Source organism: Cypionkella sinensis, from assembly GCF_042646385.1.
Taxonomy (GTDB): domain Bacteria; phylum Pseudomonadota; class Alphaproteobacteria; order Rhodobacterales; family Rhodobacteraceae; genus Cypionkella; species Cypionkella sinensis.
In genome coordinates, this window is sequence record NZ_JBHRTO010000001.1 from 472,727 (window position 1) to 484,679 (window position 11,953).

The following is an 11,953-nucleotide window of genomic DNA, read 5'->3' on the forward strand; positions in this document are numbered from 1 at the left end:
CTATGGGGAGACGCGCAGTGGATTTGTCAGAAGCAGACCCGAAAGGGCTGGTGCGCGAAAGCTATAATATCGAAGGCATCAGTTACGGCGAATGCGGCCAGATCTTCATCGACTGGGTGCTCAGCTTGCCCGTAGTGGTCAACACCACCGATTGCATCCGCGCGCTGATTGCGCATTACGGCACGCCAAACCCCGATCACCCGATGACCCGCGTGCTGACTGAGGCGCTGACAGCCCCCGAACACCCGAAACGCCGCGGTGGCCGCGCCGGGCGTTTTGCCTCGGCCCCCTGACGTGGTCTGCCGCCCCGGACTTGATCCGGGGCCTCATGTGTGATGAAAAGAGGCCCCGGATCAAGTCCGGGGTGGCGTGGGTTTCAATTCCCACTCAGGTTCAAACGCCCTCGCACAGCGCAATTCGGCAAAACCTACCACATATGGTAGATTTTGCCAAAAATTCGACGATTTTCCACAAGTCATTCCCAGATGGGAAGATCAGCGCAAGCTTGCAGCCTCGGCGGCGAGCGTGGTGATCGCAGCCCAATCGCCCTTGGCCATCGCATCTTTCGGGGCTACCCAAGACCCGCCGACGCAGAGAATGTTCTTCAGCCCCAGATAATTGCGCGCATTCTTCAGGCTGATGCCGCCCGTTGGGCAGAACGACACCTGCGGGATCGGCGAGCCGATGGATTTCAGATAGGGCGCGCCCCCGGCCTGTTCGGCAGGGAAGAACTTTTGCACCGTATAGCCCTTTTCCAGCAGCGCCATGATCTCGGATGCCGTGGCAGCCCCCGGCAGCAGCGGCAACTCATATTCGGCGCAGGCATCCAACAAGCGATCAGTCGCCCCCGGCGAGACGCCGAATTTCGCGCCCGCCGCCTTTGCGGCCTTCACATCCGCAGGCGTCAGCAAGGTGCCAGCCCCCACCACGCCGCCCGGCACTTCGGCCATGGCGCGGATCGCATCCAGCGCGCAAGCGGTGCGCAGGGTGACTTCCAGTGCGGGCAGACCGCCCTTCACCAAAGCCTCGGCCAATGGTTTGGCATGGGCCAGATCGTCGATCACCAACACCGGCACCACCGGAGCAAGGCGGCAGATTTCAGCGGCAAGGCGGGATTGTTCAGTCGGGTTCATCGGATTCTCCATCCCCAAGCCTGGGGCAGTTTGCAAGTGCAGAAGCCTCCGGCGGGAGTATTTGGGCCAATGTGAAGCGGCTTCATCTTGGCTTAAATACTCCTGCCGGAGGCAAAACTCAGATCACCACCGCCGCGCCGGTTTCCGAAGTGCCCACCGTGCGGCGGAACGCTTCGAACAACTCGCGGCCAATGCCATGGCGGTTGGCTGACAGATCAGCGGTCACGGGCTCGCGGGCATCGAAATCGGCAGCCAGCACCGACAGCGTGCCTGCCACCGCATCCAGCCGCACGATATCGCCGTCGCGCAGCCGCGCCAGCGGCCCCCCCTTGGCCGCCTCGGGCGAGACATGGATCGCCGCAGGCACCTTGCCGCTGGCCCCTGACATGCGGCCATCCGTGACCAGCGCCATTTTCAGCCCGCGATCCTGACAGACCGACAACATCGGCGTCAGCGAGTGCAATTCTGGCATCCCATTGGCTTGCGGGCCTTGGAAGCGCACGACAACCACAGTGTCAGAGGTGAACTCTCCGGCCTTGAACGCGGCTTTCACATCGTTCTGGTCGTGGAAAATCCGGCAGGGTGCTTCGATGATGTGCCGTTCGGGTGCCACGGCCGATACCTTGATCACGCCACGGCCAAGATTGCCCGACAACTGCCGCAAGCCCCCGGTGGGCTGGAACGGATCGGCGGCAGGCCGCAGGATCTTGTCGTTCAACGTGTGATTTGCGCCCGCCTCCCATGTCAGCCGCCCGTCAATCAGCTTCGGCTCGGATCGGTAATGCCGCAACCCATCGCCTGCCACCGTTTTGGCATCGCCATGCAGGAGGCCATGATCCAGCAACTGCCCGATCATGTATGACAGCCCACCTGCCGCGTGGAAATGGTTCACATCGGCCAGACCATTGGGGTAGACCTTTGCCATCAGCGGTACGGCTTGGCTGATATCGTCGAAATCTTCCAGATCCAGCAGCACGCCCGAGGCCCGCGCCATCGCAGGCAGGTGCAGCACCAGATTGGTCGACCCCCCCGTCGCCATCAGACCGACAAGGCCGTTCACATAAGCGCGTTCGTCCAACACCTCACCCGCGGGGCGGAAATCGTTGCCAAGGGCGGTGATCGCCACCGCACGCTCGACCGCATGGGTGGTCAAGGCCTCGCGCAGGGGGGTATTGGGGTTGACGAAAGAGGCGCCTGGCAGATGCAGGCCCATGAATTCCATCAGCATCTGATTGGTGTTGGCGGTGCCGTAGAAGGTGCAGGTGCCGGGGCCATGATAGCTGGCCATTTCGGCCGCCATCAGTTCTTCGCGCCCCACGGCCCCGGTGGCGAACGCATTGCGCACGCGTGATTTTTCGTCATTCGGCAAGCCACTGGTCATCGGCCCCGCGGGCACGAACACCACCGGAATATGGCCAAAGGCCGCAGCCGCCATCACCAGACCGGGCACGATCTTGTCGCAGACCCCCAGAAACAGCGCCGCGTCGAAAGTGTTGTGCGACAGGCCTACGCCCGCGGCCAAGGCAATCACATCGCGGGAGAACAGCGACAACTCCATCCCGGCCTGCCCTTGGGTCACACCGTCACACATCGCAGGCACGCCACCCGCAACCTGCGCCGTAGCCCCGACTTTGCGGGCAGCCTCGCGGATCAGTTTGGGGTAATCCTCATAGGGCTGATGCGCCGAGAGCATATCGTTATAGGCGGTGATGATGCCGATATTCGGGCTGCGCCCCGCCGCCAGTGCCGCCTTGTCATCCCCCATCGCCGCATAAGCATGGGCCTGATTGCCGCAAGCCAGATGCCCGCGTGCCGGACCCTGCTGCACCGCTGCCGCCAGCCTTGCCAGATAATCCCCGCGCGTCTTGAGAGACCGCTCGCGGATGCGGTCGGTCACGCGATCAATGGTGGAGTTTAGCGACATCGGGCACCTCAGGCATGGCAAGGAAGCTGCGTGGCGATTGTATATCAGATACCGTTAGCGCTAACAACCCGCTTGCGTGGCAATTTGGACAAGTTCTGGCGGTGGGAGAGGATGCTGGCGCGGCATGGTCGTGAAAGCACCGCCATCATACCTTGGTTTCGCGCCAAGTTCACCCAAAACCCGACACAATCGCGGGGCTTTATCTGCTTAACGCCCGATTAGTCTAAAGGCTGCGGGGCAACCAAAGGGTGATGCAATGAAGAAGGCTTTGATTTCCGCATTGGTGCTGACCTTGGGTCTGTCGGCCTGTGCACAAACCACTTCGATGTCGACGCAGAACCAGGTCTCGTCGGATCTGTCGCAGGCCTCGCGCTTGCCGCAGGGGCCAGCGCAGCGCGGGCCGGTGATGCTGCAGTCGGAATATGATGTGAAGGCGGTGAATGTGATCGTGCCGCAGACGCTGAAAGTGTCGGAAGCCAACACCTTCCACCCCTCGGCCGATATCGTCTGGCGCGGCGACGCACCCGGCAACCGCTATGCGCAGATCAAGGCGATCTTCGATACCGCGGCAGCGCGCAGCACGGCGACCATGCATTCGGGTGAGCCGGTGATGGTGGATCTGGAAGTGGTGCGGTTTCACTGCCTGACCGAGAAGACCCGCTACACCATTGGGGGCGTCCATTCGATGCACTTCATGATGACGGTGCGCGATGCGACCTCGGGGGCGATCCTGCAAGGGCCGCGTCTGGTGGTGGCCGATGTCAAAGGCGCTGGCGGTAATCGTGCGGTGGCCGAAGAACAGGCTGGCCGGACGCAGAAGGTTGTCGTGACCGAGCGTCTGACCGAAGTGATCCGCCGTGAATTGTCTGCCCCGGTGGCGGTGTTGCCTGCGGATGCAGTGGTGACGCGGTTTGATGGCACCCCGGCACAACTGGCGCAGGTGGAGTAACCTCGGGCCTTTTCACAGCGCCGATATCTTAGTATGGGGGGGCATGAGCGCCCCCATTTCCCATTCCCCCGCCCCGCAAGACCCCGAAGACGGTTCCGCTGAACCCAACGTCCGCCGCTATCCGGTGGTGCGCTTGCGCCCCAAGGCTGAAGCCCGCGCTTTGCGGCATGGCTTTCCGTGGGTCTATGCCGATGAGCTGGTGACGGACCGCCGCACGGGCAATCTGGCCCCCGGCGCGCTGGCCATTCTGGTGGATGGCGAGCGGCGCGATCTGGGGCTGGTCACAGTGAACACCAAATCCAAGATCATCGCGCGGATGTTGGACCGCAACCCCGACGCGGTGCTGGATCAGGCGTGGTTTGAGGCCAAGCTTGCGCGGGCGTTCAGCCTGCGCGACCGCCTTTATGCCCAGCCGTTCTACCGGCTCGTGCATGCCGAGGCCGATGGCCTGCCGGGCATCGTGATTGACCGTTTTGGCGATGTGGCGGTTATTCAGCCCAATGCGGTTTGGGCCGAGGCGCATCTGGATGTTCTGGTGTCGGCCTTGCAGGTGGTGACGGGTGTCACGACCGTGGTGAAAAACGCCACTGGGCGTTCGCGCGGGCTGGAGGGACTGAACGAGGAAAATCTGGTGCTGGTGGGCGCGGTTTCAGCCCCCATTCAGGTGCCGATGAACGGGGCCACCTATCTGGCGGATGTCACCGGCGGTCAGAAAACCGGCTTGTTCTTTGACCAACGCCCGAACCATGCCTTTGCGGCCAGCCTTGCCAAAGGCGCGCGGGTGCTGGATGTGTTTGCGCATGTCGGCGGCTTTGGCCTTGCGGCGCTGGCGGGTGGGGCGGCTTCGACCCTCGCGGTGGATGCCTCGGCGCCTGCGCTGGCGCTGGCGGGGCAGGGGGCAGAGGCTTCGGGCTTTGCCGACCGTTTCAGCACGCGTCAGGGCGATGCGTTTGAGGTTCTTGAGGCGCTGGGCGCGGAGGGGGCGCAGTTTGATCTGGTGATCTGCGATCCACCGGCTTTTGCCCCGGCCAAACCGGCGTTGGAGGCTGGCTTGCGCGCTTATGAGCGGATCGCGCGACTGGCGGCACCTTTGGTGGCACCGGGTGGCTATCTGGTTTTGTGTTCGTGCAGCCATGCCGCTGACCTTGCCTCGTTCCGCAATGCCAGTGCGCGGGGGATTGGGCGGGGTGGTCGGCGGGGGCAGTTGCTGCACACCGGCTTTGCCGGCCCCGATCATCCGATGCTGCCGCAACTGGCGGAAAGCGGTTATCTGAAGGCCTTGTTCTTCCGGCTTGACTGAAGTGGTTTGTGTTTTTCCGTGGAAATCTGCATCGAAAAGCGCCCCAGTCTACGGGGGCTTTTCGATGCAACTTAAACACAAACCGCTATGAAAGCCGTTCTCGACGCCTGCGTGCTTTACCCGACGGTGCTGCGGGAAATCCTGCTGGGGGTGGCGGCAGAGGGGCGGTTTGAGGCGCTGTGGTCTGACCGCATCTTGCGGGAATGGACGCGGGCGACGGCCAAGCTGGGGACTGCTGCTCAGGTGCAGGCCGAGACCGAGGCGGCGCTGGCGCGTGCGGCTTTCCCGCGCGCGCTGGTGCGGGAAGCCCCGGCAATTGAGGCGCGGTTGCTGCTGCCCGACCCGAACGATGTGCATGTGCTGGCGGTGGCGATTGCCGGCCATGCCGATTGCATCGTGACCTTTAACGCGCAGGATTTTCCGCGGCATGTGCTGGCCGAAGAGGGCATCGAGCGGCGCGACCCTGATGGCTTTCTGTGGCAGTTGTGGTCATTTCACCCCGATCAGGTGGCGGCAGTGGTGGCGCGTGTCCATGCCACGGCGGAGGCGATGCATGGCGGGCCGATCCCGCTGCGCAAGCTGTTGAAGCGGGCGCAACTGCCGAAACTGGCCAAGGCGCTGGTGGCTGAGGCCGACAGCCGATCCGGTCTGATCTGAGGCGGGCCTTGCGTCAGCGGTCATTCCCAGATGGGAATGACTTGTGTTTTTCTGGCAGGTTTTCAGAAAAAACCACAAGATGTTGTGGTTTGATGCTGGATTGCCCTGCAGAGGCGGGTTTTCGTGGCGCGGTTCAGCGCGCCAATGCCCGCGCCACATGTTCCTGAAAATACTGCACACCCTTTTCATGCCGCCCGCTGAGCGGCCCAGAAGTGTAGGCCCCGGCTGCATAGTTGCGGTGGGTTTCGGTGCAGACGGTGTAATCTTCTTTCACCACCGCCAAGGTGCCATCCACCGATTTGGCGCGTGCCTCGGCGGCCTCGGGCGCGGTGTCGGCAAAGAAGAAATGATAGTGCTGGTCGGTGTGATGCGGCGAGGTCGGGTTGATCCGGCTGACGTTCATGCCGCCGTCAAACAGCGACAGCGTCCAGTTCGGCCACATCCACAGCCATTTGCCGCGATAGAACAGCCCCTGTTTCGGCGGCGCGGTCATTTTGACAAAACCGTTGTGCGCGGTGGTCTCGAACGCTTCAAACTCGATGGCGGCGTAAAAGCTGGGGTGGGTGCCGGGGATGTGGTAGCCCTCGACAAAATTGTCGGTGTAAATCTTCCAGTTGGCATCGAAGTGGACGCTGGCGCTGTCTGTGGCGGTGTAGCTTTCCATCGGCTCATCTGCCAGTTCGGCGGGCAGATCGCCCAACTGATCGAGCAGGCTTTCGGCGGGGTCGAGGCTGGCAAACAGCAGGCCGCGCCATTCGGCGATCTGCACAGGCTCCAGCGGCCAATCTTCGGGGATGATGGCGGGGTCTTTGCCATACCACGGTGCCTGCACCAGCCGCCCGGTGTCGGCAAAGCTCCATTTGTGGTAGGGGCAGACGATCAGGCCACATTCCCCATGACCATCGGCCAGCAGTTTCGCGCCGCGGTGGCGGCAGACGTTCTTGAAACCGCGCAAGCTGCCGTCGCGACCGCGGATGGCGAAAACCGGGGTTCCGGCGATGTCGATGGCAAGGTATTGGCCGGGGGCTGCGACCGATTGTGCTGGCCCCATGAATTGCCATGTGCGGGCAAAAATCTCGCGGCGTTCCTGCTGGAAGATATCGTCGCGGATGTAAAGCTGCGGATCAAGGTTCAGGTATTGGACGGGCGGAGTGTCGAGCGACATGCGGGAATCCCTTTTGCTGGGCCGAGCATGGCAAATCGGGGGGAGTCGGGCAAGCGCCTGATCAGGCGTTCCAGCGGGCGGCCATCGCCTCGATCGCGGCGATGCGGTCGTCGGTTTTGGGGTGGCTGAGCAGCCAGGCGGGGGTGCCGGCACCTGTGGCACCCGTGAGGCGAGACAGTTTGCGAAACAGCGAGATTTGCGGGGCGACACCGATGCCGGATTTGATCAGCAGGGCTGCGGCATAAGCATCGGCCTCAAATTCATCACGCCGCGACATATGCGCCATCAAGGCACCCGAGATCAGATTGGCGATCCAGACGCCAAGCCCCGGCAGAAAGCGGTTCAGCAGGGCAGAAAGCATCACGAAAACCGCGTTCTGCCCGGTGAAATCAATCATCCGCCGCCGGGTGTGACCCAAGGCGACGTGGCCCAGTTCGTGCGCGATCACCGAGGCGAGTTCGGCATCCGAGACCTCTCCGCGCGCTTTGCGGTCGAGAAAGCCTTGGGTCAGGTAAATCTGGCCGTCGGGGGCAGCAAGGCCGTTGACCGCTTCGATCTGATAGACGTTGACCTTGATCTGCGGCAGCTCCAGCGCCGCTGCCATCTTTTGCGCCATCGCCTGCAGCGCAGGGTCGCGCAGCGGCGTGCTTTGCTGGGCCAGCATGGTTTTGGTGCGCCAGACCGAAAAGCGCCACATCAGAAGCGCGTAGCCAATCGCCAGCAGGACGGGGAGGAGTTTCAACATGCCCCCAATATGGGGTATGTGGGCGTGCAGGCAAGTGCCCCGTTCTGGCCAAGGCGAGGGCTTTTGCCAGTCGACATCCACATTGGACAATCTGCCATCCCGGATAATCTGGCGAAGGCCATCGCCTTCGCCAAGCGGTGCAAGTGCCGCTTGAGCCGCCGGGCCTCAAAGGCCCGGCCAGCGCCCGACCCGCCGATGGCGGGCGCTTCTCGCCCGCCGGGTCGGGCACTGGCCTTAGCGAGATGCGCGTTGAACTGATGACAGGGCCAAACCATTCACGCGGGCGGGGAAACGCGATGCGTTTCCGGTTTCCGCCCGGACTTCCCGTTTCCACCCGGACTTGGGCGGAGGCAGGCGTGTGAACATCAAGCCAGCCTAGCGCAATTCCTTGATGCCGCGCGCGATGCCGTCCAGCGTCATCGGCACCATGCGGCCTGCGAAAATCTGCGCGATCAGGCGGATGGATTGGGTGTAGCCCCAATGCGGCTCGGGCACCGGGTTGATCCAGAGGTGGTTCGGCCAGCGATCGCAGGCGCGTTGCAGCCAGGTTTGGCCGGATTCGGGGTTCCAATGCTCGTTCGCGCCGCCGGGATGCAGGATTTCGCAGGGGCTCATCGAGGCGTCGCCTATGAAAATGCATTTGTAATCAGCGCCATAGGTGCGCAGCACTTCCGCTGTCGGCGTCTGCGCATCCCAGCGCCGCGCGTTGTCGCGCCACACGCCTTCATACAGGCAGTTGTGAAAGTAGAACGGCACCAGATGCTTGAATTCGGCGCGGGCGGCAGAGAACAATTCCTCCATCACCTTGATGTAAGGGTCCATCGAGCCGCCGATATCGAAGAAGATCAACACCTTGACGGCGTTTCGGCGTTCGGGGCGGGTTTGCACATCGAGCCAGCCATGTTCGGCAGTGGCGCGGATGGTGCCGTCAAGGTCCAACTCGTCGGCAGCCCCCGTGCGCGCCCATTTGCGTAAGCGCCGCAGCGCCACCTTGATGTTGCGGGTGCCAAGTTCCACCTGATCGTCGAGATTGCGAAACTCGCGCTTGTCCCAGACCTTGACCGCGCGTTGATGGCGGCTTTGATCCTGCCCGATGCGCACGCCTTCGGGGTTGTACCCGTAGGCGCCAAAGGGCGAGGTGCCTGCGGTGCCGATCCATTTGTTGCCGCCCTGATGGCGGCCTTTCTGTTCGGCCAGACGTTGCTTGAGGGTTTCCATCAGCTTGTCGAAACCGCCCAAGGCCTTGATGCTTTCGCGTTCTTCGGGGGTCAGATGCTTTTCCGCCAGCTTTTCCAGCCATGCGGCGGGCAGGTCGAGCGCCTGCAACACCTCTGCTTCAGAAACAGCGTCCAAGCCGCTGAAACTACGCGAAAAAGCGCGATCATAGCGGTCGATGTGGCGCTCGTCCTTCACCATGGTCAGACGGCCCAGATGGTAAAACCCATCCGCGTCATAGGTGACAAGACCCGCCGCCAGCCCTTCCAGAAACGCCAGATATTCGCGCAAACTGACGGGCACGCCTTCTTTCCGCAACGCTTGAAAGAAGGGCAGGAACATCGCTTATCCCGCCAATGTCCGGTGCAGATAGATCGTCAGAAACAGCCCGATCAGCGCCAGCAGGATCGCATAGGCCGCGCCATATTGCAGCATATCCAAGCCGCGCCCGCCCCGGCGCTTTGCGCTGAGTGCGCCATAAGCCGCCCCGATCAGTAACCCAGCCAAAACGATCACGGCCTGCCCCTTTGCTGGGACAGGCCGCAACAGACCGATGTCCCGAAGTTATCCCCGACGCCCGCGCGACCCAAGATTGGCGATCTCTGCCATCCGGGCGCGCACCTGACGTTCCGAGCCGAAGCCATAGCGCGCCCAGCCGAGACTGTCGAGACGCAGGCTCCGGGCTTCTGCGGCGCGGCCTTCATTCTCAAGCGCTTCGGCCTTGATCAGCATCAGCGTGGCCAGCATTGAGGCGTTTTCGGCCCGCTTGACCACCGGAATGGCGCGGTCGGCAAAGGCAATCGCCTGATCCGACTGGCCCGCTGCCAGCGCAATCGCGGCCAGTTGCATATCGACATGCGCCACATGCACCTGTGCGCCCGGAATGCTGCGGTAGATCCGCCCGGCCTCGGACAAGGCCGCCACCGCCTGTGCCGGATCGGTGCTGGCCAATGAGCGGCCTACGGCGTAGTTGCTGAACGCAAGGCGACCATCATGCCAGCCCTGCGCCATCGCAATCGAGCGCATCATTTCAGCCGCCCGCAGACGCGCGGCATTGCCGCCACGCGGACCAAATGCCCCTTCGACCGCCGCCACCCAAGACCGCGGAGCGATGGATTTGATGTCAGGCACGCCACCTGCGCCGCGCGGGTTCATCTGGGCCAGCAGGGCGGGCACATGTTTGGCGGCCTCGGCCTCGTTCATGCCGTTGCGCAGGGCGGGGGCGTAGTGCATCCGCAGCATCAGCATGTCGAAGCCAGTCAGCACCGAGTTGAAGTTGTCGTCGTTGAACACGGAATCGGGCAGGTGGTAGAGGTCGTTCAGCGGCCCCATCGCCTGCGCGGTTTCTTCGTTCAGGCAATCGCGGATTTCCTGCGGGGCGGCATCGGATGGCACGAAGATCGCGACATGTTCGCGCTTGGTCATCGTGGTCCAATCGACCTTGGGGCCGTTGCGCTCGGCCTTGTATTCGGCCCAGGACTGCACGCGCGGCACGACAAAGCAGGCGGCCATCGGCACCACGCGGGCCATTTGGGCGCGTGGCTGGAATTCGACGGTGATCGAGGCGTTATCGGCGGGTTGCGCAAAACTGACGGGCAGACCAGCTTCGGTGCGGAAGCGGCTGATAAGGCGCGACATTTCGGTTGTGGCGGTCGGAGGCACATCGCCGGTCAGCCGCACGGTGATCGGGCCTTCGAACCGCGAAAAGCTGGGGATGGCACGCCCGCTTTCCATGCGGAATTCCAGATCAAGGAAATCGCGTGCAATCTCGGCATTCGGACGCATCGCAGCCGAAGTTGCGACAGAGCCGAAATTCTGCATCGCGGGTAATCCCAGCCCGGTGCTGGCGGCGTCAGTGTAGCTCTTGGACACCTGTGCATGTTGGGCGGGTGAGCAGGCGGTCAGGCCGAGAACGGCGATAAGGGGTAACAGGCGCATGGGCTGGCAGACCATTCATACAGGGTTTTCGAGGCCGCAGCGGCCCCGTCTTTGTTGGCGAAGCGCGGCGGGACGCGCGCAAAACTCCGGTCAGACCTTTGATGGCAGATGCCCCCGCATCCACCGCCAAAGCCGTGCCTGACCGGCACAATGCTTGCGCGTTCCCCGCGCCGTCACTTCCCATCCCACACCACGCGCGCCGGAGCAGACCGACGGTTGTGGCGGGATGAGAAGCCCGGTTTGGCAAGCAGAGCGCGCGTCCCGTCGCACCTCTGCCTCCAGTCATGGGCCTCGCTGCTGCAATGATTGCCACTTTGCGCCGCAGCAGCGCAGGGGCAGATCCACCGCGCCCGACTGCAGACTGTTGGTGGCAGATCACCAAAGCCGCAGGCCCGTTGCCCCCAGCCATTCCACCCTTGCAGGCGGTTTGATCGGGTTGCGAAGGCAAGGCGTAAGTCATGGAACTCATTGCAGTTAGGAAGCTCACTCTAAAGGCGAGACAACAGGTCTGCAGTGTCGGTTTTCGGGCATGATCGTGTCAATCTTTAGGAATCTGAACAAAATCGCCCAATCTACCTATGGATGGTTGCCAAGCTGGAAACGCCAGATTATCCCCAAATGGATCGCGAAATGTTTCAATATATTTCAATTTATAAGGTTGGCGTTACTAGATTGTGTCAAGACTATGGCTAAACCACGGCAGAATCGCCCGATTCTCGATTCTCGCTACACAATCTGGCGATCCACCCGTGATTGTTTCCGATTGGGTGCGGGGCTTGCCCCAATCAGCCTGCCGCCCGCCGTTCGGATGGATCGAAATTCGGTTGGGACGATCTGGCGAAGGCCATCGCCTTCGCCATGCGGTTCCGGTGCTGGCCTCACCGGGTTTTTTGCGACACTGACTACAGGGTGAAACCGCACACGCGG

The 11,953-nt window shown here is 62.6% G+C and carries 11 protein-coding genes; 4 read left to right on the forward strand and 7 right to left on the reverse strand.

Annotation, left to right across the window (positions count from 1 at the left end; genetic code table 11):
• The first annotated feature begins 17 nt into the window (after positions 1 to 17).
• Positions 18 to 293 (forward strand): hypothetical protein, encoded by a 276-nt coding sequence (locus ACFOGH_RS02335; RefSeq protein ID WP_380071441.1) that lies wholly within the window; start codon positions 18 to 20, stop codon positions 291 to 293.
• A 201-nt stretch (positions 294 to 494) separates the two neighbouring features.
• Here ACFOGH_RS02335 and eda read toward each other — a convergent pair whose 3' ends face one another.
• Both eda and edd read right to left on the reverse strand, forming a co-directional pair.
• Entirely contained in the window at positions 495 to 1,133 is a 639-nt protein-coding gene (eda, locus tag ACFOGH_RS02340; RefSeq protein WP_380071442.1) for a bifunctional 4-hydroxy-2-oxoglutarate aldolase/2-dehydro-3-deoxy-phosphogluconate aldolase, read from the reverse strand.
• Positions 1,134 to 1,251: 118 nt separating this feature from the next.
• Positions 1,252 to 3,057, reverse strand: coding sequence for a phosphogluconate dehydratase (edd, locus tag ACFOGH_RS02345; protein WP_380071443.1), 1,806 nt, complete (start codon positions 3,055 to 3,057; stop codon positions 1,252 to 1,254).
• A 256-nt stretch (positions 3,058 to 3,313) separates the two neighbouring features.
• Between edd and ACFOGH_RS02350 the strand changes: the two genes are divergently transcribed.
• From ACFOGH_RS02350 to ACFOGH_RS02360, 3 genes are all read left to right on the forward strand, one after another.
• Positions 3,314 to 4,006: a DUF6778 family protein gene (locus ACFOGH_RS02350; RefSeq protein ID WP_380071444.1), complete on the forward strand. Its 693-nt coding sequence runs from the start codon at positions 3,314 to 3,316 to the stop codon at positions 4,004 to 4,006.
• A gap of 43 nt (positions 4,007 to 4,049) precedes the next feature.
• Positions 4,050 to 5,306: an RSP_2647 family RNA methyltransferase gene (locus ACFOGH_RS02355; RefSeq protein WP_380071445.1), complete on the forward strand. Its 1,257-nt coding sequence runs from the start codon at positions 4,050 to 4,052 to the stop codon at positions 5,304 to 5,306.
• An 87-nt stretch (positions 5,307 to 5,393) separates the two neighbouring features.
• The gene (locus ACFOGH_RS02360; protein WP_380071446.1) at positions 5,394 to 5,963 is read left to right on the forward strand and encodes an RSP_2648 family PIN domain-containing protein; all 570 of its coding nucleotides are present in this window, start codon (positions 5,394 to 5,396) and stop codon (positions 5,961 to 5,963) included.
• Positions 5,964 to 6,096: 133 nt separating this feature from the next.
• On the opposite strand, the gene ACFOGH_RS02365 is transcribed toward ACFOGH_RS02360, so the two are convergent.
• The 5 genes from ACFOGH_RS02365 to ACFOGH_RS02385 form a co-directional block, all read right to left on the reverse strand.
• Positions 6,097 to 7,128: an aromatic ring-hydroxylating oxygenase subunit alpha gene (locus ACFOGH_RS02365; protein ID WP_380071447.1), complete on the reverse strand. Its 1,032-nt coding sequence runs from the start codon at positions 7,126 to 7,128 to the stop codon at positions 6,097 to 6,099.
• A 61-nt stretch (positions 7,129 to 7,189) separates the two neighbouring features.
• On the reverse strand, positions 7,190 to 7,873 hold the full coding sequence (locus ACFOGH_RS02370) for a M48 family metallopeptidase (protein ID WP_380071448.1): 684 nt from the start codon (positions 7,871 to 7,873) through the stop codon (positions 7,190 to 7,192).
• A 375-nt stretch (positions 7,874 to 8,248) separates the two neighbouring features.
• Complete coding sequence (locus ACFOGH_RS02375) at positions 8,249 to 9,430, reverse strand: vWA domain-containing protein (RefSeq protein ID WP_380071449.1); 1,182 nt, start codon at positions 9,428 to 9,430, stop codon at positions 8,249 to 8,251.
• A gap of 3 nt (positions 9,431 to 9,433) precedes the next feature.
• Positions 9,434 to 9,604: a hypothetical protein gene (locus ACFOGH_RS02380; protein ID WP_380071450.1), complete on the reverse strand. Its 171-nt coding sequence runs from the start codon at positions 9,602 to 9,604 to the stop codon at positions 9,434 to 9,436.
• A gap of 48 nt (positions 9,605 to 9,652) precedes the next feature.
• The gene (locus ACFOGH_RS02385; protein WP_380071451.1) at positions 9,653 to 11,026 is read right to left on the reverse strand and encodes a DUF2927 domain-containing protein; all 1,374 of its coding nucleotides are present in this window, start codon (positions 11,024 to 11,026) and stop codon (positions 9,653 to 9,655) included.
• Between the last annotated feature and the right edge of the window lie 927 nt (positions 11,027 to 11,953).